Source organism: Roseofilum acuticapitatum BLCC-M154 (genome assembly GCF_030068475.1).
Lineage (GTDB): Bacteria > Cyanobacteriota > Cyanobacteriia > Cyanobacteriales > Desertifilaceae > Roseofilum > Roseofilum acuticapitatum.
Map to the genome: position 1 here is coordinate 32790 of NZ_JAQOSP010000037.1, position 22456 is coordinate 55245.

Below are 22456 nucleotides of genomic sequence, written 5' to 3' on the forward strand. Positions count from 1 at the left end.
GTGATGAATCCAATTCATGTGGTGGGTATTGGCTTAGAGGGTGCGGCTGGACTATCGGCGGCTGTGCAAGAGATCGTCGATCGCGCCACACTATTGGTAGGAAGCGATCGCCACTTAGCCTATTTTCTCCAACACCCCGCCCAGCGTCTCACCTTAACCGATATTTCTCAAACCCTACGTCAGGTAAAAGAGCGTCTCAGTTCAGAAATCATTGTGATTTTGGTATCAGGTGACCCCCTATTTTTTGGTCTAGGGCGACTCCTCCTGAGCTATTTTCCCCCAGAGCAATTATGCTTTCATCCCCATGTGAGTTCGGTACAACTCGCCTTTAGTCGGGTGAAAGTCCCTTGGCAAGGGGCGACCATGGTTAGTATCCATGGTCGAGATTTCGATGAATTAGTGACTGCCCTACAAAAAGGCGCATCTCCTATTGCTGTATTAACCGATCCCCTCCATGCTCCCGGCGCGATCGCCCGTTTACTCTTAAATTTAGATTTACCTACCTCTTATCAATTCTGGGTGTGTGAAAACCTAGGGGGAACCGATGAACAGATCCAAAACTTATCCCCCCAAGAAGCCTTGATGCGGACATTTGCGCCCCTGAATATTGTGATCTTGGTACAGAAAACTGAAAATGACTCAGTGGATCTCGAAGATTTACCCGCTCTCGGTATCCCCGATCGCCACTTCCACAGTTTCGGCGATCGTCCCGGTTTAATCACCAAGCGGGAAATTCGCCTTCTCATCCTAGGAGAACTAGCCCTACAACCCAAGCAAACCATCTGGGATATCGGCGCGGGAACCGGTTCCGTCTCGATGGAAATCGGCCGGTTAGTCCCCACTGCCCACATTTATGCCATCGAAAAAACGGCGGCTGGAATTCAACTGATTCAAAAGAATGCACGGCGCTTTGGGGTTGCCAACGTAGTCTCCATTCAAGGCAAAGCACCCGATATTCTCCGTCAAATTCCTGCCCCCCATCGGGTATTTATTGGCGGCACTGGGGAGGATTTGCAGGGAATTTTAGCCTGTTGTTTAGCAACCTTGTTACCAGGGGGTAAAATAGTTATGGCTCTGGCCACATTAGAACATTGGCAACAGGCGATCGCCTGGATCGATCGCCATCAATTAACCTATCGGGTGCTACAAATTCAGGTCTCTCGCTCCCTTCCCGTGGGTCGATTTACCCGTTTTGCCCCCTTAAATCCGGTGACTCTCTTGACCATTGAACCCTTTGACTCAAGGGCCAAAAGAGCCTATTAATCCTAGAATTAAACCGGTCATCCCCAAAATCAAAACCCCCACCAGACCGCTTAAGGGTTGTCCGTTCATACCCGTTACCCATTCAGGCCACGAGCGATCGGATTTTGGCTCTAAAATTTGGGTCGTATCTAAACTGATTAACCCCCAGATCCAACCAGCATGAAGTCCCCAAGCTAATCCCAAACTTCCCCCATCCACCCAGCGAGCCAGCACTAAAATTAGGCCCATCAACGCCAGTCCCGGCAATTGGATTAAACCGCCCTTAAAATCCCAAATCAGATGGGAGAGGGCAAAAATTAAACTCGAAAGGATCGCTGCCCACACCCCACCCATATCCCCTTGTAGTTCAGTGAGTAAAAATCCCCGAAATACAACTTCTTCAATGCCACCGATCCACAAACTCAGGGCTAAAATTGAACCGACAACCAGCAGAAAAGAGGAGGTCATCCCTTCGGTTTTCCACACCAAGCTTCCCCAAATGACTTGTAAGCCATAGGCGATCGATAAGGTGAAAATCCCTAAAGCCAGACCTGCCATTAACGACAAGAAAATAGGCAGATCCAGACTCAGACCATAATCAGAAATGGGTCGCTCTTCAATCCAAACCACTGCCCCTAATAGTAGGGGAACCAAAAGGTATAGGGGCATCAGTAAGGACAGTTTTTGTTGCGGGGTTAAGGGTTGGGGAGGATGCCATTGCAGATGACGAGCCACAGGAATGGCGATCGGTAACCACAGGATGACCCACAGGATAAAAAAAGCAAGACTGTTGAGAATTCCTGAACTGGGGTGAACCTGAAATGACCACCTAGAAAGAGATAGAGAAAACAGAACCCCCGATCCAGACGCAGATTTTCTCATACTTAGTCTTTCGTCTGGACTTTGGCTAGGCTTAATCCGGTTCAGATCCATTTTTTTCATCATCCACTTGAATCAAGTGAATGTGTTTATAGCCCAATTTAATCTCAAATTCATCCCCTTTCTTTAGCCCCATGGCTTCAGTATAGGTAGAACCAATCACAATTTGGCCATTTTTATGGACACTCACACGGTAGGTGGGTTCCCGTCCCCGGCCATCCTTCGATTTACCCGGATCGAGATCGATACCTTTCGCTGCTAATACGGCATCATAGAATTCAGCTAAATTGACCCGGATATCGTCTCCCTCTTTTTTAGGGGCATTATAGTAGCCACAATATTTTGCCCTTTCTCGACGGGATAGACGGGAGAGTTCATTCACTTTTTGAAGCAGAGCTTTCCCCGTTAAGGGTGCTTCTGGAAGTTGTAAATCCTTTTCGCTCATTTGAATACCTTAATTTTAGGTGGGTTTGAACAACACAGACAAAAATTCAGAGCTATAACCGTACCACCCTGAAGAAAATTCCTTCAGAGTTGCTGAGATTCACTCTTGAGTTGGTCTGGGTCAGGTTTTTCCTGACAGACTTAACAAGTATCTTACACAATTTTAGTCAATTTTTGAAGTTTTTTCGTTTTTTTTTCAGGGTCTTGGTAAAGAATCCGTTTACTCTTTCTTGAACCTTTTAGGATCGGGGGGCCTAGCCCCGTTGGACAAGGAGGAAAAAGCCGGGTTCAATTATAAGAAGATTGAGTAAAACCGCAGTCGGATTAAAGGGATTCGCGGCCAATCAAGAGGAGTTGATCGCCAGGGTAGTCCTAAATTGCCCTCTCAATCTGTAGGTGAATCAGAATCGGTGACGAACGGTAGAATGATAGGGTCGCCTTGACATCCTCAATCAAACCTCTAAAGTCATGGAAGTTGTTTTTCAGATTATTCGCCAAGATCAAAAGATAGCACCCAGAGTTGAGCGCTACACTTTGGATGTCGATCCGAGTGAAACGATCTTAAGTTGCCTCAACCGCATTAAGTGGGAACTCGATGGTACTCTCGCCTTCCGCAAAAATTGCCGCAATACCATCTGTGGAAGCTGTGGAATGCGAATTAATGGCCGTTCGGCACTCGCTTGTAAAGAAAATGTGGCGGGTGAACTCCAAGCTCAAGGAGAGGGTTCTGCAACCATCACTATTGCTCCTTTGGGGAATTTCCCGGTAATTAAGGATTTGGTGGTGGACATGCAATCGTTTTGGGATAACTTAGAAAAGGTCGATCCCTATGTGAGTACGGCCTCAAGATCCCTTCCAGAACGGGAGTTTCTCCAATCCCCTGAAGTGCGATCGCAACTGGAGAAAACCGGTAACTGTATTCTCTGTGGCGCTTGCTATTCTGAATGCAATGCAGCAGAAGTCAACCCCGATTTTGTTGGCCCCCATGCCCTGGCAAAGGCCTATCGTATGGTAGCCGATACCCGCGATAGTCAAACTTCAGAGCGATTAGATCAGTATAATGATGCCACCAGTGGCGTTTGGGCCTGCACCCGTTGTCTCTATTGCGATACCGTTTGCCCCATGGAGGTGAATCCTTTAGAGCAAATTAGTAAAATTAAAGGGGAAATTCTCGATCGCCATACCGCCCAATCTAGCCGCCCCATTCGCCATCGTAAGGTTTTGGTGGATATGGTTAAAGATGGCGGTTGGGTCGATGAGCGGCAATTTGCTCTCAAAGTAGTTGGTAATGCTTTTCGAGATATTAAAGGCCTGTTGAGCCTTGCCCCCGTAGGCTTACGATTGTTAGCACGCAGTAAATTTCCCTTTACCTTTGAGCCTTCAGAAGGTACATCTGAAGTGCGATCGCTCATTGAAGCCGTTCAAAACCTAGAATCCTCAACAGATTAACCCCTTTTGGAGATCCCTTATGAATTCTGATGAAATGCCCGAATCTACCCCTGAATTCCCGTTTGAATCTACTCCTGAATTCGACTTTGAATCTACCCCCGAACCGACTCCAACCCCAGAATCTCCTACACCAGAGTCTAACCCCTCCGAACTTTCTGAACCTTCCTTTGGCTGGACAACCTATGCCGAACAACTCAACGGCCGCTTTGCCATGATCGGTATTATTCTCCTGTTAATTCTAGAATTCGTCAGTCAGCAAACCTTCTTTGAGTGGATTGGTTGGCAGTAACGTGGAGGGATAGGGGAGTAGGGTGATAGGGAGATAGGGTGACTAGAAACTCGGTTTCTCCCCATTCCCCCATTCCCCCATTCCCTACTCAATCCTCTCTCCCAGACGGTTATAGACGAAAATATCCCATTGCCCCTTGGCATTGGCTTCAAACACAATTCGAGAACCATCGGCATTTAACATCGGATTCTGAACTTGAGTATTTAAATTACCGGTAATGTTGCGTAATTGTCGCAGGGATCGATCGTAGAGATAAATATCGGTTTCGCCCTGACGGTTACCCGCAAAAACAATATAGCGACCATCTATAGAAACATCGGGATGGGAAGCAATCATATCTAAGGCATTAAGACCGGGTAGATCGATGAGGCGGCGCTCGACTAAATCATACAGATAAATATCTTGACTGAAGCCGCGATCGGAGGAAAAGACGAGATAGCGACCGGCTACATGGGGGTCAGATTCACTATAGGCGCTATTGAGGCTTTTACCATTCGGATCGTAGGGTTCGGCCAGCACTTGCGGATAGCTACACCCTATCAATTGAGTTAAAACCACCAGCATAGAGAACCAAACAACACTCGGCCCTTTCTTCTTACCCATTACTCATTACTCATGACTTAATTATACCGGCCCATCGGGAATATCAAGTTCAATATTGGGGCCGCGATCGATCACTTCAATATCCCATTGACCCCGACGGTCTGTTTCAAAGACCACATAACGACCATCTGGGCTAATACTCGGATTGCGTACCCAACCCGGATATGCCAAGGTTAAGGCTTCCTGTCGTTTAGTGACCCGATCGTAAAGAATAATTTCTGGTTTGCCGCGAATACTACTGAGATAGACAATGTAGCGGGCATTATGGCTAATACTAGGAGATTCGATGATGGCGTTGGGTTGATTGAGACGAGGCAGTGGGATAAATTGACGTTGACTGAGATGATAGAGATAAATTTGCTGACGGCGATCGCGGTTAGACACAAACGCCACATATTGACCACTGCCACTAACCGCCGGTTGCTCATCCCGATAGCGACTATTAATTGCCTGGGGGCCGAGGGGAACCTCTACCCGGTTACATCCCCCCAGAAGAACGACCCAGACTCCTAAACTCAGCAGGATGACTTGGCTTAACCGAGAGTCACTCCGCATAGTTAACTCACTCCCTAATAGTCAAAATTCCCCGGTCGATCGTTGGGGCGATCGCTACTTAAATCATCAAGTGGCTCAAAATCCACATAATCTTCCCTTGGCGGTTCCGGTTCTCGGCGATCGCGATACCCACCATTATCACTCTCTGGAGGTCGCGGACGACGGCTTTCAGATGGGGGACGGGACTCTCGCGACTCTGGAGGACGACCATAGGAGCGATCGTCATCATCCATCGGGCCATAGGGGTCTTCATACCCCGTTGACCGATAACTCGACGTTTCCCAATCCTCAGACCCTCGACTGGTTGTTGGTGAAGGACGGCGCGGGGGTCTGCTTCCTGAGCTAGAAGCAGGGGCTGAAGGGCGGGAACTACTGCGTCGGCGGCTCGATGAAGAGCGTCGGGGATAATCCTCCTCATAGCGATCGCCTTGAGGATAGCGGTCTTCCTTCGTGCCAATCATCCGTCGGGGGCGCGGTTCTTCCTCCGGCTCCAACCGATCTAAGCGAGGATCGTAATTATCATACCCATCATAAGTATATGCCCGGCTGACTGGGCGATCGTCATCCACAATCGGCGTATTTTGCTTCGCCCGCGAGGTCGCCAAACCCCTTAAGCGAATACTTTCCACGGCAAAAAAAATCGCCGATCCCGTCAACAGAAACTGACCAAACGTTAAAATCGGATCGAGTCGCCATCCTTGAAAAAATAGAATACCACCACTGAGAACGGCCACCGCCATGAAAAAAATATCATGATCCCGCGCCAATTCTGGGCGAACAGACCGGAGAAAATACAACCCAGCGCCGGCCCCAAACAGGACAACGCCCAACATTGCCCCTGGGTTGAGTCCAATATTGACCATGACTTGCCTACTCCACGAAACTGAACGATAGCGCTGTGCGCTGGTAATGGATCATCATTCACACTAATCGGTAAACGGTAGGGGCAGTTAAGCCTGAGCTTCGTGGGGAAGACCAGAGGAGTGGTTAACCCGCCCCTACTTGTCCACGGCTTATGCAATTGTAGATTACATCAATCCACTTTTGACCCTTGCTGAATCAGGATTTCTGATGTACTTACTTCAAAAATTTTACCGCAAATCCTTGAGCGTCAGTGACAGCACTTTCTATTGCGATCAAAATACGTTTTTATCCCCCTAAATCTCCTCTTCGACTGCACTCAGGGCCAGTCTTAGAAAGGGAAGGATGGTAACGTATCTCGTAGGATTGCCCAGGGCTGTATGCCAACTCTCCCAAGGATTTGCGGCTCCCAATTGGCTCGAATTCCTTAAGAGCGCTGGATTTTGTCCCGTTGACTAATAAAGATTAAAGCAACGGTTGCCGGAATGACGACAATTGCGCCACCCCAGACTAAGCTCCACAAAAAATTGGCTAAAGAAGGAGTCATAGATCCTCACGCAAGATTACTAAAAGATTTACATTTCGTTTAATTCTAACAGCAATGAGTTTACATTCGACAGAAAACAGAAGCGGCTCTAGCGGTTAACTGGCTCAAAGCGGATGAGCTGGCCGTTCGATGCATCGGTCAGCACATAGAGCATCCCATCTGGCCCTTGTCGAACATCCCGTACTCGCTGACCGATCGCGATCGACTCTTCATTTAACACCTTGCCCGACTCGTCTAGCTCGATACGGCGAACATCTTGAGACACTAAACCCCCAGCAAAGAGATTACCTTGCCATTGGGGAAAGAGGGTTCCCGAATAAACCGCCAAGCCAGAGGGAGCAATGGAGGGAGTCCAGATTAGTTTAGGGTCTACCATCCCCGGCAGGGAAGTTTCTGGAGCAATCATGCCGCCCGAATATTCTCGACTGTGGGTGGCTACGGGCCAGCCATAGTTTTTACCGGCTTCTACCCAATTGACTTCATCTCCTCCCCTAGCCCCATGCTCAGTCGCCCAAACCCGGTTGGCAGAGGCATCGAAGGCCAATCCTTGAATATTACGATGGCCATAGCTCCAAACTTCTGGTGCTGCCTCGGCATTGTTGAGAAAAGGGTTATCTGCTGGAATTGAACCATCGTCATTGATGCGGATAATTTTTCCCAGATGACTGCCAAGATTCTGGGCTTGTTGGCGGATGAATTGCCCCTCAAGTTCTACGGGAGGATTGCCCCCATCGCCAATGGAGGCTAACAGCGTGCCGTCGGGCAGCCATAAAAGACGGGAGCCGAAGTGCTGTCCTCTGGGTTTGGTTTGGGAGACTTCAAAAATGACTTGCCAATTGCTCAGGGAACTGCCATCAAAGGTGGCTCGCGCAATGCGCGTGCGGTTCTCTGAAGAGGTTCCATGAGCGTAGGTGAAATAAATCAGGCGGTTGTCTGCAAAGTCTGGATGCAGGACAATATCTAGAAGTCCCCCTTGGCTCTGGGCAAAAACTTCGGGGACTCCAGGAATTGGAGTGGGATCGAGGATACCTTCTCGGACAATACGCAAGCGTCCCGATCGCTCGGTAATCAGAATGGAACCTTCTGGCAGCCAGGTGAAACCCCATGGATGTTCTAGGTTTTCGACTACGGTGATGCTCTTAAGGTTTGGATTGCCAGCCGATGCCATTTCTGATGGAGCTGGGGCATCTGTGGCGGATTCTTCAAGGGGGATCTCAGTTGCAGGTTCTGATTGAACTTGCGTCGTACACCCCATGACTCCTAAAAAGGCGATCGCCGATCCGACGGCAAGAAAATTGCAGGCTTTTGTGAGGGTAGGACATTCTCGATTGCGATCGATGGGAAACATCATTATCTTCCACGAAACGGTTACTGGGTCGGAAGGATGGCTTACCTTGTTCTTCAGTCTAGCGCAACACCACAGTTGTACAATTCAATTAGATGTCACACCATAAGAGATAAAGCAAAGCCGATGACTACCCTGAGCCTAATCAGTTTAATCTTAGGAATTACCTTGGCAATCATGACCTTTTTGTTCATTTTCCGGATTGTCCTGACCTGGTATCCTCAAGTTAATCTTAATAGTTTTCCGTTTAATGTTGTCGCTTGGCCCACGGAACCCTTTTTAAGTCCCTTACGCAAAGTAATTCCTCCCCTAGGCGGTGTTGATATTACTCCTATTATTTGGGTGGGGATTTGCTCTTTGATCCGAGAATTGCTGATTGGCCAACAAGGGTTGTTGAAAATGATGCTCTAAGGGGCAGTTCTCCCTTGCATGTCCGCTTTTAATTTTTACTGAATATGACAATTCTCTTTCGGAATTCGCGAATTAAGCTCTCTGCTGGAATGCTGTTTTGGCGAGAAGTGGGTCAGGGAACCCCAATTATTTTTTTACATGGCTCCTGGGATGAGGGGGGGCAATGGGTGGGGGTGATGGAGCGGTTGGGGGCAGATTATCAGTGTTTTGCTCCTGATTTACTGGGATTTTCTGAGTCGGATCGGCCGAATGTCCATTATTCCTTGAATTTACAGGTCGAGTGTTTGCAGGAATATTTCCAGGCTCTGAAATTAGATGGGGTTTATCTGGTGGGCCATTCTCTGGGGGGATGGATTGCGACGCGCTATGGTTTGGCTCATCCAGAGCAGGTGAAAGGCTTGATTTTATTGGCTCCGGAAGGGGTGGATGTACCGGAGTTAAAAGACCGATGGAAATCAGCATCTTGGTTGGTGGGGCCGAAATCGTTTTGGGTGCAATTGCTGAAGGTGGTGTTACCTGTGGCTCGATGGATGGGCAAGGGGAAACCGATCGAGGCGCTGTTGGAGAGGCGATCGCATTTTCTGCAATTTTTCCCGGCTTGTCAGATGCTGTTTTTACGCAGGGCTAGGGAAATTCAGGCGGAATATGTGCAGGATGAGTTGCCTACTCTCAAGGTTCCGAGTTTACTGCTATCGGGTTTATCCAGCCATAGCGATCGCCCAGAAATTGACCGGCTTAACCAGGTGTATAGCGAGCGAGTGCCTAATCTAAAAGAACAAACCTTACCGACAGGCGATCCCGATTGGCCGCGCAGCCATTCGGATGCAGTGGCCCAGGCCATTCGCGAGTTTGTGCAGGCGATCGAAACTGACCAAAACCCCTCCAAGGGCTTGACATAAAAAAATGAAATCCACAATAATAGTAGATTGTGCGATCGCTTGAGAGAAAGACCCTTGGCTAACGTTATCGTAATAGGTGCCCAGTGGGGCGATGAAGGAAAAGGAAAAATCACAGATCTACTGAGTAAATCAGCAGATGTTGTTGTCCGCTATCAAGGCGGAGTCAATGCTGGACACACAGTGGTCGTCCAGGGACAAACCTTCAAGCTGCACCTGATTCCCTCTGGGATACTCTACCCTGATACCGCTTGTATCATCGGTGGGGGAACGGTAATTGATCCCAAGGTACTCATCGGAGAAATCGATCAACTCCATCAGCTCAATGTCTCCACCAATCAGTTGATGATTTCTGAAACGGCTCACATCACCATGCCTTACCATAGGCTCATTGATGAAGCTTCAGAAGAAAAACGGGGAGAACACAAAATTGGAACGACTAAACGCGGTATCGGCCCCACCTACAGCGATAAGTCGGAACGCACCGGTATTCGGATTGTTGACTTGATGCAACCGGATATTCTCCGCAAACAACTGCAATGGACGGTTGAATACAAAAATGCCCTGATCGAAAAACTCTATAATTTACCTCCCCTCGACCCTAAAGCTGTCATTGAGGAATACTTAGAATACGCCGAACGGTTACGACCCTATGTGGTGGATAGTTCCCTGAAAATCTATGAAGCGATTAAAAAACGCCACAATATCCTCTTTGAAGGGGCCCAAGGGACTCTCCTCGACTTAGACCATGGAACCTATCCCTATGTGACTTCCTCTAACCCCATTGCCGGGGGGGCTTGTGTGGGGGCGGGAGTGGGCCCGACGATGATTGACCGGGTGATTGGGGTGGCCAAAGCTTATACTACCCGTGTGGGAGAGGGCCCCTTCCCCACAGAACTTAAAGATGCAGTTGGCCAAGAATTAGGAGATGTGGGAGCTGAATTTGGCACAACTACAGGTCGCCCCCGGCGCTGTGGTTGGTTTGATGCGGTGATTGGTCGCTATGCAGTGCGGATTAATGGACTCGATTGTTTGGCAATTACCAAACTGGATGTCCTGGATAATCTGGATGAAATTAAGGTCTGTGTGGCTTATGATATTGAGGGCCAACGGTGCGAAAATTTCCCCACCAGCTCCCGGATTTTTGCCAAGTGTAAACCGATCTATGAAACGCTTCCAGGGTGGAAACAATCTACGGCTGAATGTCGCACCTTGGAGGATTTACCGAAAGCTGCCTTAGATTATCTTAAATTTCTAGCAGAACTGATGGATGTGCCGATCGCCATTGTCTCTCTAGGGGCAAGTCGCGATCGCACGATCATCGTTGAAGACCCCATCCACGGGCCCAAACGGGCCTTACCAAAAGATTGGGTTTAGAGCAATGTCCTTCTAGGACGGCTTTTCCTAATCTATAGCTAACTGAGTTAAAATCAACACTGAAACAGAGATTATGGAACTTACTATTGAGTGTCACCAAAGAGAAGCGGGAACTAAACCCAGAGCCTTACGCCGTTCTGGATTTATCCCAGCTAATTTGTATGGACACAAGGGCAATGAATCGATTTCTTTGACCGTGGATGATAAAACGGTACAGAATCTGCTCAAAAGTGCTGTGGTCAACAATACCCTGATTAATGTCAATATCCCGGAACTCTCTTGGAGCGGTAAAGCTCTTTTGCGGGAAGTGCAACGCCACCCCTGGAAAGGTTTCCCTTATCACCTGAGTTTCTTTTCTATTGCTTCTCAAAAGAGCGTGGAAGTGGATGTGCGCTTAAACTTTGTCGGAGAGGCGATCGGCGTGAAACAATCTGGTGGCTTACTCGATTCTCCCCTGAGTGAAGTTCGAGTGCAATGCCCTCCCGATCGAATTCCAGAAGCTATTGATGTGGATGTCAGCGATCTGCCCGTTGGCGGTTCTTTGGCTGTCAAAGATTTGAATATCCCCGAAGGAGTGAAAATTATGGCCGAACCGAAACAACTGGTGGTTACGGTATTGGCTTCTAGGGTGACCCGGAAAATGGCAGAAGAAGAGACTAAAGATTAGAGAGGTTTTTCTTACACTACCCTTTTGGGGGCGGATTTCGGTTCGCCCTTTTTTTTTGCGCTGTTCCGTTTTTGAATATCAGGAGGATTGAGAATTAGTATGAGTAATCAAGTGGATGTTTTTGGTGTGGGTAATGCGTTGGTCGATGTGTTGGCCTTTGTGGATGACTCCTTTATTGTGGAGCGGTCTTTGGAACGTGGGGTGATGACTCTGGTAGATGCCCAAGCTCAGGGTAAAATTTTGGGGGGACTCCAGCGAGATGACCTGAAATTAAGGTCTGGAGGTTCTGCGGCTAATACGATGATTGCGATCGCCCAAAGTGGCGGTACAGGATTTTATACCGGTAAAGTGGCCGCCGATACCAATGGCCAGTTTTATGCTCAGGATATGAACGCTGCCGGAATTAAGTTTGAAGTGGCTCCTGCGCCTCTAGAAAACGGCCCCACGGGGACTTGTGTGGTATTGACTACCCCAGATGCAGAACGCACTATGTGTACCAATTTAGGGGCTTCCACAACTCTTTCCCCCAGTGATATTGATGTGGAGAAGCTGAAACGTTGTCAATATAGCTATGTGGAAGGCTATCTTTGGACAGGGGATGATACCCGCAAAGCGAGTATTGAGACTATGGAGCAGTCTAAGCGCCATGGGGTGAAGGTTTCCTTTACTCTTTCTGACCCGTTTTTGTTGCACAGTTTCCGCGATGATTTTCGCCAAGTGGTGACAGATTATTGTGATGTGCTGTTTTGTAATGCGGATGAAGTGCGTCAATTTTTAGACCTCGAAGACCTAGATGCTTGTGCCCAAAAAGTCGGAGAAATGGTCGATCTTGCCTTTATTACGGATAGTAGTAAAGGGTGTTTAGTAGTACAAAACAAGGAAGTGATTACCGTAGAAGGTTTTCCGGTTAAGCCTTTAGATACGGTGGGTGCAGGGGATGCTTTTGCCGGTGGTGCATTGTATGGACTCACCCATGGCTATAGTGCGCCGCAAGCGGCTCGGTGGGGGAATTATCTGGGATCGGCGATCGTGCAGATTCAAGGGCCCCGGTTGGAAAAAGCACCTGTAGAGCAGATGGCAGCTATTCTCGGATCTTAACTGAAGTTGTTAGATTTTAAGGAGTGCGAGCATCTTGCTCGCTTGTTGTTTCTTCGGATCTGTTCGAGTGGCTCCGATTACTCATTACCGCCAAAATCTGTAAACTTTCTTAAAGTATCCTACTCAACCCTTGCCTAAATTACGAACTATCCGTTAAACCAAAAGAGCAAAAACTTATATCGTATGCAGAACAGTCCATGGATTGGCTTTCAGACCCGGTAACGCTCTCGCGCATTCAATTTGCTTTAACGGCAATTTTTCACATGCTTTGGCCCGTTCTCACTACAGGAATGGGCATTTTCTTAGTCATTCTGGAAGGACTCTGGCTGAAAACGGGCAACCCAGACTATTATCGTCATTGCCGATTCTGGGCCAGGATTTATGTCCTCAATTTTGGTATTGGTGTCGCTTCTGGACTGCCGATGGCCTTTCAGTTTGGCATGAACTGGGCCCCCTTTTCGGAAGCGGTGGGGGACTTTTTTGGTACAGTTCTCGGTTTTGAGGCAACGATGGCTTTTATGCTTGAAGCCAGTTTCTTGGGTATCATGCTGTTTGGTTGGGATAGAGTCCCCCCAGTGATTCACTATATTGCTACGATTTTGGTGGCCTTTGGGGCGAACTTATCCACGTTCTGGATTTTATCGGCTAATTCTTGGCTGCAAACTCCCGCAGGTGGCGAGTTTATTGATGGCAAGTTTGTGGTACATGACTTTTTTGCAGCGATTGCTAACCCGTTTATGGTGAATAGTTTCCTGCATATGTTTTTTGCTACGTTAGAAACTTCCCTATTTGTGATTGGGGGGATTAGTGCTTGGTATCTGATTAATGGCCGTAATGTGGGCTTTTTTAGCAAATCCCTGAAAATTATTTTAGCAGTGGCGATCGCCGTTGCTCCCCTACAAATCTTCATCGGTCACCTGAGCGCCGAACAAGTGTATCACCATCAGCCCACCAAACTCGCTGCCATGGAAGGTCAATGGGAAACTGTCCCCGCAGGAGAAACAGCCGGATGGAGCATGGTAGCGCTTCCCAATGGAGAAACCGAAACCAATGATTGGGAAATCAAAGTTCCCTATGCTCTCGGTTATCTCCTAGAGCTAAAACCTAAGCTCTCTGAACCCGTGTATGGACTCAAAGAATGGCCCTATGAAGACCGTCCCCATATGGTGGGATTAGTGTATTACTCTTTCCGCATTATGATTGCGATCGGCTTATTTCTAGCCGCTTTAGCCGCAGTCACCCTCCTACAATGGCTCCGAGGGCAACTTTCAGAAGCAAAAATTGTCGCCCAAAAATGGCTCCTACGAGCCTGGATTTTTGCCGCTCCCTTGGGCTATCTAGCCGTAGAAACCGGCTGGATAGTGCGTTGTGTGGGACGACAACCCTGGACTGTTTATGGCCAAATTCGCACCGTAGACGCTGCCTCTAACCTCCCTCCCGGAGAAATTTTGACTTCTCTAGTGGGCATTACCAGTATTTACATCTTTTTCCTCGGATCTGCACTCTATTTTGGCAGTCGCATTATTCGCAAAGGCCCCAATTTAGAAATTGCTTTACCCAGCAATGTTCAGGTTAAGGATGACCAGTTAACCGCCACCAGTTAGCTATTAGCCCATTACCCCTTACCCACTATGGAATCTCTAGAATATTTTTTGCCTCAACTGTGGTTTTTCATTCTGGGACTGTTTCTGTTCCTCTATGTTCTATTAGACGGCTTCGATCTCGGTGTCGGTATTCTTTCGATCACCTCATCTTCCGAAGAAAAGCGATCGTTCCTAATGACCAGTCTAGGGAATGTCTGGGATGCCAACGAAACCTGGTTAGTTCTCATGGGTGGCTCCCTCTTTGGGGCCTTTCCCCTCGCCTATGGAACCGTCTTAAACGCCCTCTATCTCCCCGCAGTCATCATGGTTGTCGGCTTGCTCTTCCGGGCCGTTTCCTTTGAATTTCGGGAAAATTCAGAAAGCAAATGGTTCTGGAATTACGCCTTTGGTATCGGTAGTTTCCTCGCTGCTCTCGGCCAAGGATTTGCCCTCGGAACCGTGTTTGAAGGCATTGCTGTGGATGAAGCCGGCCATTTTATCGGCGGCCCTTTTGACTGGTTAACCTGGCGATCCATCTTAGTCGCCTTAACCCTCATTCAAGCCTATGTTTTAATTGGCTCCACCTACCTAATCATGAAAACCACAGGAGAACTCCAACAAACCCACTTCAAAACCGCTAAAATTGCCACCCTAACCACCTTTGTCGGCGCACTCTTTATCACCATTAGCACTCCCATATTCTATAATTCTGTGCGCTCTCGGCTCTTTGAAGCACCTCAAATTTACCTGTTCTCCCTAATTCCATTAGCTTGTGTTCTGCTGGTGTTCTTGCTTTACCGTAGCCTGAGCAACAAAGAAGACTTTACCCCATTTTTATGGACAGTTTTACTCTTCTTTACCTCTTTTCTCGGCTTAGGTTTCTTGATTTTTCCCTACATCATCCCCCCTAGCATCACCATTTATCAAGCAGCATCAGATACCAGCTCTCTGGTATTCATGATCATCTTTGTGGGCTTCCTGATTCCCATTCTCTTAGCCTACAACCTTTACAACTACGTGGTCTTTCGAGGGAAAATCACCACAGAATCTTACGGAGAATAATCCGTAAGAATTTGAATCTGGGACAGGGAAAGAGCAGTATTTTTACTCACCTCTTCCCCTGTCCCTAAAATTTAGCTCTTTTCCTAGCAAAAACACGCCAATTGTGCTTTAATAGTAAGGTTGTCTAAACACGCACATCTAGGCGGTTCGGGTGTTTCCCTCGTGGAAATCAATCCACCTAGATGGAGGATAAACCCGAAAGGAGAAGAAAAATCTATGCCCGTTGTTTCACTCGCTCAGTTATTAGAATCTGGCGTTCATTTCGGACACCAAACCCGTCGCTGGAATCCCAAGATGTCGCAGTACATCTACACCTCCCGCAACGGGGTACATATCATTGACCTGGTGCAAACTGCCCAGAAAATTGAAGAAGCCTATCAGTACATGCGTACCATGTCTGAGCAAGGTAGAAAAGTCTTATTTGTAGGAACCAAACGGCAAGCGGCTGGCATTATTGCCCAAGAAGCCTCTCGCTGTGGTGCATACTATATCAATCAGCGCTGGTTGGGGGGAATGCTTACCAACTGGGCAACGATCAAAAATCGGGTAGAACGCTTAAAAGAACTCGAACGCTTAGAAAATAGCGGAGCGTTGGACTTACGCCCGAAAAAAGAAGCTTCGGTATTGCGTCGGGAAATGGGTAAACTGCAAAAATACCTCGGCGGCATTAAAACCATGCGTAAAGTTCCCGATATCGTCGTGGTGATTGACCAACGGCGAGAGTATAATGCGGTTCAGGAGTGTCTTAAGCTCAATATTCCGATTGTGGCTCTGCTGGATACCAATTGCGATCCGGATACGGTGGATTATCCCATTCCAGCCAATGATGATGCCATTCGTTCCATTAAGCTGATTGTCGGTAAACTGGCAGACGCGATTTATGAAGGTCATCATGGTGAAGTGTATGTAGACGACTCCGATGATTATCCGGATGCGGAAGAAGACTTCGATGATGAAGACTTTGACGAGGATGAAGATGAGGAAGAGAGCGAAAACTAGAGATCTGTTTCAAGCCTTATCATGTAAAGAGTAATCATCTGTGCGTAAGCACTTTGGTGTAATCAAGAATCTGAATTAACATGGCAGAAATTTCAGCAAAACTGGTTAAAGAGCTACGGGAAAAAACGGGCGCTGGCATGATGGATTGCAAAAAAGCGCTCAAAGAAACCGATGGCGATATTGAAAAAGCCTCAGAATGGCTGCGTCAAAAGGGTATTGCCTCGGCAGGTAAAAAGTCCTCTCGTGTAGCTGCTGAGGGTTTGGTGGATAGTTATATCCATACCGGAGGTCGAATTGGGGTTCTGGTAGAAGTCAACTGTGAAACGGATTTTGTGGCTCGTGGGGAAGCTTTCCAAGGCTTGGTTCGCGATATTGCTATGCAAATTGCTGCTTGTCCGAATGTTGAGTATATCAGTGTAGACCAAATTCCGGTGGAGATGGTCGAGAAAGAAAAAGCGATTGAGATGGGACGGGATGATTTAGGTAATAAACCCGATAACATCAAGGAAAAAATCGTGGCTGGACGGATTGAAAAGCGCTTGAAGGAGTTAACTTTACTCGATCAAGTGTATATTAAGGATCAGACGAAGACGGTCGCCGAATTGGTGAAAGAAAAGATCGCTCAGTTAGGCGAGAATATTCAGATTCGTCGCTTCGCTCGATTTGTTTTGGGTGAAGGGATTGAGAAGGAAGAAAGCAACTTTGCTGAGGAAGTGGCTGCACAGGTGGCTGGTAAATAAGGGGTTTAAGGGGGGGCTAAGTCCTCCCTACCCCATTGGCTAGTGGTGAATGCTGGCTGAGGGAGGGGCGTAGGATTATTGCGCTCCTTTACTATCTCAAGGTTTAATCTATCGAAAACCCTAGAGTAAATGTGGAATTATGGCTAGACCCCTACAGCGAATCGAAGGAGAGATCGAGGAGTTGGAAAGTGCGATCGCCGCTTTAGCAGAAGAATTTTATCAAATCTATGGCAAATATACCCGACATTTGGGGCCGGCAGTGCGGCAACAGTTGATTTTAGCCAGTTATCAAATTTGTACCCAAGGATATCCTCACGAATTTCTGGAGCTTTCGTTAACTGGAAGACAGCAGTTACAGGAAAGGATTAAAGATGTCGCTCAACGAGCAGAACGAGACATTCGGGAAATGGTCACTCGCCCCCTAGAAGCTACTTTGGCTCTGCCTTCAGAAGCAGAGGAGGACGAGAACGAAGAAGAGGAAGATGATTCCCAAGAGAGTGAAGACTTCTCTTTAAACTCAGGGGTTGATGAATCTGAGGAAGAGCAGCCGTTGATTAAGAACCCGGAAGCTTTAGCCGAATGGCAGCACAAGCTAGAAAAACAGATTTTCAAGTGGTTAGAATCCTTCTCCCATGAAGTGAATCAACTCTTGAGAAAAGCGAGGATTTTTACTGAAGATGTACCGGAACCCTTAATCGAATTGGCTAAACAGGTGATGGGCACTCAAGAGATGATCGCGCCGAGTTTACCGAATATTTTAAACATAGCGATTGAGGCCGAAACCTTTCTCAATCCGAGGAGAAAAGGAGACTTTAAGGGTCAAATTGAACTGCCTGAACGGTTACTCAAACAACATCAAGATGCAATTACGCCGGTGATTATTGGCTTGCAGAAGGGAGATTTTGATGAAGACGAGGATGAGGATGAGGATGAGGATGACGATCGCGATCCGATCGCCATTCTACCCTTTTCTCTGCCTCTCAAGATCATGCTCATTAACCTGCGCCTCTCGGATATCGAGTTTAGTGATGCTAGGGTAACGAGCTACCGCAATCAAATTAGACATTTACAAGATCGCTTGCGCTCTAGGGGACAAGAGTATCAGCGTAAACAAAAGGAATATGCGATCGCCCAAGCAGAGTCTGCCTGGCGATCGAGTTGGATTGAGGAGAGGGAATAGGATGGGGAGATGGGGAGATGGGGAGATGGGGAGATAGGGGTATCCTGATTAAAAATCCAGGGAGCGAGACGCTCCCACTCCAGTAACATCAAGGGATTAGAGGAGTGCGGGCATCTTGCCCGCTTCTTCACCCTTTATCCGGACTTGATATAACATCAAGGGATTAGAGGAATGCGGGCATCTTGCCCGCTTTTCCCATTTTCATGTCCGCTTGCGGAAACCGGACTTGATATCACCCTTCTGCTGCATGAAGCGCTTTATGCTTCCGGTTCGGCTAACCCAAACACCCGGCAAAAGACCTTCTGCACCTTATATCCCGAATCAATAGACTCTAGGGGATCTTTCCGCAGACGGTGGCGCAAACAGAGGGTAACCACTTGTTGAATATCCTCTAGGGTAACTTCCGTGCGTCCCTCAAAAGCCGCCAAGGCTTTAGCCGCACGGTTAGTAACAATATCGCCGCGCAAACCATCCACATCTAATTCCGAACAAACTTGGGAAATTTGCACCCGCAATTCATAATCAATGGTGACCGAAGAAAGACGCTCTCTAGCTTGTACCAATCTTTCTTGCAGAGCTTCCTGTTCCGTTTGACAGCGTTGTAAAAACTCCCTAGGATTCCCATCAAAGTCAGAGCGCTCTTCCACAATTTTCACCCGTAGGGCTGGATCTTTGACGGTGCGAATTTCGGCGTGCATTCCAAACCGGTCTAATAACTGGGGTCTGAGTTCCCCTTCTTCTGGGTTGCCGGAACCCACGAGGACAAACCGAGCGGGGTGACGGATGGAAATGCCTTCCCGTTCTACCGTATTCCAACCACTAGCAGCAGAGTCGAGCAAAACATCGACTAAATGATCGTCGAGAAGGTTAACTTCATCTACATAGAGAATTCCTCGGTTGGCTTTTGCTAGAAGTCCCGGTTCAAAGGCTTTTACCCCTTCAGAGAGTGCCTTTTCAATATCAATGGTTCCACATACCCGGTCTTCTGTTGCTCCCAGGGGCAGATCCACCATCATCACTTTGCGGCGGGCAATGGGGAGGTTTTCTTGGTAGTTCACCCGTTGTCTGACTTCATCACTCATCAGTTCTTGATCGTGGGGATCGCTGTTAAAGGGATCATCGGCAACGATTTCAATTTCGGGTAATAAATCTGCTAAGGCGCGGATAGTGGTCGATTTACCTGTACCGCGATCGCCCATAATCATCACTCCCCCAATTTTCGGGTCAATCACATTCAGCAGCAGGGCGAGTTTCATCTCTTCCTGTCCCACAATTGCCGTAAAGGGAAACACGGGACGACTCTGCTGCACAGGAGATAAGGGAGTTTCAGGGGTTGAGTTCTGCTCAGGGGCGAGGACTGAATTCATAGGGTTACTTAGTCTATTAGGTTCATTGGATCGCATCAGGAGGGCATAAACCCCCCTACTTATCTTCCCTGAAAAGGGCACGGTTTTGAAGAGCAGGGGAAAACTCAGGGTGACCGGCCGATCGCGGGAGGATTACGATAGAGTGGTTTTGACGCTCTATGGTGTACCCAACCATGAATCCTCCCATAATGCAATCTGCACTTCGGATCACCACTAAGGTTTTGCCGGGCGATAAAGTGGAAATTCAAGTTCCCTCTGGTTCTGAAGGTCAAGAGGTGGAAGTTTTTGTCGTGTTTCCTCCTCCCGCTTCTATCAACCGGTCTTCATTTGTGGCGTTTATCGAACAATTACAGAATCAGCATCCTAAGCGTTCGGTGGAAGAGATTAATCATGATTTGATGATGGAAAGGAACTCATGGGACAGTTAAATCTGGATATTTACCAACGAGTTTACCTAGATACAGCAATTGTCATTTATGTTGTTGAGTCTCATGTTTCTTATTCTGCTCGCCTACAACCCCTTTGGCACAAGTTTCAAGCTGGCGATATTGAATTAGTTACCAGTCAACTGACATTAATGGAAACTTTAGTGAAACCGATCAAAGAAAATAATCAGACGTTAGTTGGTAATTATAGAACTTTCCTAGAAGGGACGGGAATTCAATTGATTGCTATTGATAAAAAAATTATCCTCAATGCTAGTCAATTGAGAGCAACTACCGGCTTGAAAACACCGGATGCAATTCACGCAGCAACTGCTATGTCAGCTCGTTGTGATTTGTTTTTAACCAATGACCGTGCATTTGAACATTTTTCAGGATTATCTTCAGTCGTAATTCTTGATGATGTTATTTGACGCTCAATGAAGAAAAGTTCATTATCGATGATTGGCCGTGACTTACGAACCGCTCCATCATAAATATCGACCCCAAATGTTTTCCCAGTTAGTGGGACAGGAGGCGATCGCGCAAACGCTCTCGAATGCGCTAAACCGGAATAAGATCGCCCCCGCATACCTGTTTACCGGGCCAAGGGGAACGGGGAAAACCTCTAGTGCGCGGATTTTGGCTAAGTCTCTCAATTGTATTCAGGCTCAGGGGCCGACGGCGACTCCCTGCGGTCAATGTGATATTTGTGTTTCAATTACGAAGGGTTCATCCTTGGATGTGATGGAACTCGATGCAGCCAGTCATACCGGGGTGGATAATATTCGGGAAATTATTGAGCGATCGCAGTTTGCCCCGGTGCAATGTCGGTATAAAGTCTATGTAATTGATGAGTGTCATATGCTCAGTACGGCGGCCTTTAATTCGTTGCTGAAAACCTTGGAAGAACCGCCCGATCGCGTTGTTTTTGTCCTCGCCACCACCGATCCGCAACGGGTGTTACCTACGATTATTTCCCGGTGTCAACGGTTCGATTTTCGACGCATTCCTTTAGAGTCTATGGTGGCTCACTTAAAACATATTGCCAGAAAAGAGGCGATCGCCATTACCGACGAAGCCATCACCCTAGTGGCGCAAATTTCCCAAGGAGGACTCCGGGATGCCGAAAGTTTACTCGATCAACTCAGCTTATTAGTCGGTTCCGATGACTTAACCGAAGTCGGATCGGAACAGGTTTGGGACTTAGTAGGTTCAGTTCCAGAGCGCGATTTATTACAATTATTAGCCGCCATTAGCCAACAAAATCCCCCCGACATTCTCGACTTAGCCAAAAGCATCCTAGATCGAGGTCGAGAACCCTTAACCCTCCTGCATAATTTAACCACTTTTTACCGCGATTTACTGATTGCAAAAACTGCACCCAAACGGCAAGATTTAGTCGCCCTCACCGCTTCCACTTGGCAGCAATTGATCGACTTATCCCAACACTTTAGCGTCCCCCAAATTTTAGCTGCTCAAACTCATCTTCAAGAGAGCGAAAGCCAACTGAAAAATACCACCCAACCGCGACTGTGGTTAGAAGTCACATTATTAGGCTTACTTTCAGCCAACCAACCCCCTGTTCAAGCCACTCCTGCACCCGTGGTTAGCACTCCTGCTCCTAACCCTGCACCCAAACCCGCCATTTCTCCAGCACCCAAACCCGTTGAACCCCCCCCATCTCATGCCCAACCCACACAACAGACTCAACCCCCTCAACCGGTTACTTCGGTTAATTCTGACAATTTAGAACAACTTTGGCAAAGGGTGATTGATAACTTAGAATTGCAGGGCACTAAAGTTTTAATTTCCAATTACTGTGTTTTATTGAAATTACAAGACCATACGGCTCAGATTGGCATCAATAAAAAAGGAGCGCAAAATTTAGTTAAAGGCGTTCAACCTCAACTGCAAGAAGCCTTCAAAAAAAGCTTTAATCATCCCTTTAATTTAAAGTTTGAGTTACTCGATGGCACAGAAAAAAAAACGCCCCTGACTCAGCCGCCTCCAGTCCAAAACCCACCAGTTGAGCAAACACCAGTTACCCGGAGATCGCCAGCACCTCCACCTGCACCCAGTGTAGAACAAGAAAAACAGCGAGAACAGCAGAAAGTAAGACAAGCTGCCCAACAATTCGCCCACTTTTTTCGGGGAGAACTGATTGATATACCGGATAAAATATCCTTGCCTCAACCTGAAAATTTTGAGACTGATGCTTCCTATTTAGAATCAGCAGATGAGGATGACGAAATTGAATTTTAGTCAAATGTAGGGAGCAAGATGCTCCCACTCCAGTAATACAGCAGTTTTCGCTGTTATGTGGGACATCTTGATCCCCCTAAATCCCCCTTAAAAAGGGGGACTTTCCTATTCCCCCCTTTTTAAGGGGGGCAAGGGGGGATCTTTTCCTACTGTCCACCGATACAGCGCAAAGCGC

24 protein-coding genes are annotated in these 22456 nt (G+C 47.6%); 16 read left to right on the plus strand and 8 right to left on the minus strand.

The features are described 5' to 3' along the window. Nucleotides 1-3 precede the first annotated feature (3 nt). A complete protein-coding gene (gene cbiE, locus PMG71_RS05365; protein WP_283752642.1) occupies nucleotides 4-1263 on the plus strand; it encodes a precorrin-6y C5,15-methyltransferase (decarboxylating) subunit CbiE in 1260 nt (419 codons plus the stop codon). On the opposite strand, the gene PMG71_RS05370 is transcribed toward cbiE, so the two are convergent. After that, nucleotides 1240-2187 carry a CPBP family intramembrane glutamic endopeptidase gene (locus PMG71_RS05370; protein ID WP_283752619.1) on the minus strand — a complete coding sequence of 316 codons (948 nt, stop codon included), beginning with the start codon at nucleotides 2185-2187 and terminating at the stop codon, nucleotides 1240-1242. The genes cbiE and PMG71_RS05370 overlap by 24 nt on opposite strands. Next, the gene (locus PMG71_RS05375) at nucleotides 2156-2566 is read right to left on the minus strand and encodes an AbrB family transcriptional regulator (protein ID WP_283752620.1); all 411 of its coding nucleotides are present in this window, start codon (nucleotides 2564-2566) and stop codon (nucleotides 2156-2158) included. Before PMG71_RS05375 ends, PMG71_RS05370 begins: the two co-directional genes overlap by 32 nt. A gap of 467 nt (nucleotides 2567-3033) precedes the next feature. Here PMG71_RS05375 and PMG71_RS05380 point away from each other — a divergent pair, with 467 nt between their 5' ends. Together PMG71_RS05380 and PMG71_RS05385 are read left to right on the plus strand one after the other, a co-directional pair. Further along, the gene (locus PMG71_RS05380; protein ID WP_283752621.1) at nucleotides 3034-4014 is read left to right on the plus strand and encodes a succinate dehydrogenase/fumarate reductase iron-sulfur subunit; all 981 of its coding nucleotides are present in this window, start codon (nucleotides 3034-3036) and stop codon (nucleotides 4012-4014) included. Nucleotides 4015-4033: 19 nt separating this feature from the next. Beyond that, a complete protein-coding gene (locus tag PMG71_RS05385; protein WP_283752622.1) occupies nucleotides 4034-4303 on the plus strand; it encodes a hypothetical protein in 270 nt (89 codons plus the stop codon). Between the two features lie 84 nt (nucleotides 4304-4387). Here PMG71_RS05385 and PMG71_RS05390 read toward each other — a convergent pair whose 3' ends face one another. The 5 genes from PMG71_RS05390 to PMG71_RS05410 form a co-directional block, all read right to left on the minus strand. Beyond that, nucleotides 4388-4906, minus strand: a complete 519-nt coding sequence (locus PMG71_RS05390; protein WP_283752623.1) for a TolB family protein — start codon at nucleotides 4904-4906, stop codon at nucleotides 4388-4390. Nucleotides 4907-4927: 21 nt separating this feature from the next. Continuing rightward, nucleotides 4928-5461, minus strand: coding sequence for a TolB family protein (locus PMG71_RS05395; protein ID WP_283752624.1), 534 nt, complete (start codon nucleotides 5459-5461; stop codon nucleotides 4928-4930). Nucleotides 5462-5475: 14 nt separating this feature from the next. Continuing rightward, nucleotides 5476-6324 (minus strand): Ycf66 family protein, encoded by an 849-nt coding sequence (locus PMG71_RS05400; RefSeq protein ID WP_283752625.1) that lies wholly within the window; start codon nucleotides 6322-6324, stop codon nucleotides 5476-5478. Between the two features lie 425 nt (nucleotides 6325-6749). Next, nucleotides 6750-6869, minus strand: a complete 120-nt coding sequence (psbX, locus tag PMG71_RS05405) for a photosystem II reaction center X protein (protein WP_283752626.1) — start codon at nucleotides 6867-6869, stop codon at nucleotides 6750-6752. Between the two features lie 88 nt (nucleotides 6870-6957). Beyond that, nucleotides 6958-8217 carry a PQQ-dependent sugar dehydrogenase gene (locus tag PMG71_RS05410; protein ID WP_430540996.1) on the minus strand — a complete coding sequence of 420 codons (1260 nt, stop codon included), beginning with the start codon at nucleotides 8215-8217 and terminating at the stop codon, nucleotides 6958-6960. Nucleotides 8218-8340: 123 nt separating this feature from the next. On the opposite strand from PMG71_RS05410, the gene PMG71_RS05415 reads away from it, so the two are divergent. The 10 genes from PMG71_RS05415 (at nucleotide 8341) to PMG71_RS05460 (ending at nucleotide 18227) form a co-directional block, all read left to right on the plus strand. Beyond that, nucleotides 8341-8625: a YggT family protein gene (locus PMG71_RS05415; RefSeq protein ID WP_283752628.1), complete on the plus strand. Its 285-nt coding sequence runs from the start codon at nucleotides 8341-8343 to the stop codon at nucleotides 8623-8625. 44 nt (nucleotides 8626-8669) lie between these two features. Further along, on the plus strand, nucleotides 8670-9524 hold the full coding sequence (locus PMG71_RS05420; protein WP_283752629.1) for an alpha/beta hydrolase: 855 nt from the start codon (nucleotides 8670-8672) through the stop codon (nucleotides 9522-9524). Nucleotides 9525-9578: 54 nt separating this feature from the next. Next, entirely contained in the window at nucleotides 9579-10898 is a 1320-nt protein-coding gene (locus PMG71_RS05425; protein WP_283752630.1) for an adenylosuccinate synthase, read from the plus strand. Between the two features lie 73 nt (nucleotides 10899-10971). Further along, a complete protein-coding gene (locus PMG71_RS05430) occupies nucleotides 10972-11565 on the plus strand; it encodes a 50S ribosomal protein L25/general stress protein Ctc (RefSeq protein WP_283752631.1) in 594 nt (197 codons plus the stop codon). 99 nt (nucleotides 11566-11664) lie between these two features. Beyond that, the gene (locus PMG71_RS05435; RefSeq protein WP_283752632.1) at nucleotides 11665-12663 is read left to right on the plus strand and encodes an adenosine kinase; all 999 of its coding nucleotides are present in this window, start codon (nucleotides 11665-11667) and stop codon (nucleotides 12661-12663) included. A 197-nt stretch (nucleotides 12664-12860) separates the two neighbouring features. Continuing rightward, the gene (locus tag PMG71_RS05440; protein WP_283752633.1) at nucleotides 12861-14267 is read left to right on the plus strand and encodes a cytochrome ubiquinol oxidase subunit I; all 1407 of its coding nucleotides are present in this window, start codon (nucleotides 12861-12863) and stop codon (nucleotides 14265-14267) included. A 27-nt stretch (nucleotides 14268-14294) separates the two neighbouring features. After that, complete coding sequence (cydB, locus tag PMG71_RS05445) at nucleotides 14295-15308, plus strand: cytochrome d ubiquinol oxidase subunit II (RefSeq protein ID WP_283752634.1); 1014 nt, start codon at nucleotides 14295-14297, stop codon at nucleotides 15306-15308. Between the two features lie 216 nt (nucleotides 15309-15524). Beyond that, nucleotides 15525-16307, plus strand: a complete 783-nt coding sequence (rpsB, locus tag PMG71_RS05450) for a 30S ribosomal protein S2 (protein WP_283752635.1) — start codon at nucleotides 15525-15527, stop codon at nucleotides 16305-16307. An 80-nt stretch (nucleotides 16308-16387) separates the two neighbouring features. After that, nucleotides 16388-17047, plus strand: a complete 660-nt coding sequence (gene tsf, locus PMG71_RS05455) for a translation elongation factor Ts (RefSeq protein ID WP_283752636.1) — start codon at nucleotides 16388-16390, stop codon at nucleotides 17045-17047. Nucleotides 17048-17186: 139 nt separating this feature from the next. Beyond that, the gene (locus PMG71_RS05460; RefSeq protein WP_283752637.1) at nucleotides 17187-18227 is read left to right on the plus strand and encodes a hypothetical protein; all 1041 of its coding nucleotides are present in this window, start codon (nucleotides 17187-17189) and stop codon (nucleotides 18225-18227) included. A 257-nt stretch (nucleotides 18228-18484) separates the two neighbouring features. On the opposite strand, the gene bchI is transcribed toward PMG71_RS05460, so the two are convergent. Further along, the gene (gene bchI / locus PMG71_RS05465) at nucleotides 18485-19594 is read right to left on the minus strand and encodes a magnesium chelatase ATPase subunit I (RefSeq protein WP_283752638.1); all 1110 of its coding nucleotides are present in this window, start codon (nucleotides 19592-19594) and stop codon (nucleotides 18485-18487) included. 188 nt (nucleotides 19595-19782) lie between these two features. Between bchI and PMG71_RS05470 the strand changes: the two genes are divergently transcribed. Genes PMG71_RS05470 through PMG71_RS05480 form a run of 3 tightly spaced genes read left to right on the plus strand, consistent with a single transcriptional unit; the run spans nucleotide 19783 to nucleotide 22281 of the window. Continuing rightward, complete coding sequence (locus PMG71_RS05470) at nucleotides 19783-20022, plus strand: hypothetical protein (protein ID WP_283752639.1); 240 nt, start codon at nucleotides 19783-19785, stop codon at nucleotides 20020-20022. After that, nucleotides 20010-20450 (plus strand): type II toxin-antitoxin system VapC family toxin, encoded by a 441-nt coding sequence (locus PMG71_RS05475; protein ID WP_283752640.1) that lies wholly within the window; start codon nucleotides 20010-20012, stop codon nucleotides 20448-20450. The genes PMG71_RS05470 and PMG71_RS05475 overlap by 13 nt, the downstream gene beginning before the upstream one ends. Before the next feature lie 37 nt (nucleotides 20451-20487). Next, entirely contained in the window at nucleotides 20488-22281 is a 1794-nt protein-coding gene (locus tag PMG71_RS05480; protein WP_283752641.1) for a DNA polymerase III subunit gamma/tau, read from the plus strand. The last annotated feature ends 175 nt before the right edge of the window (nucleotides 22282-22456 follow it).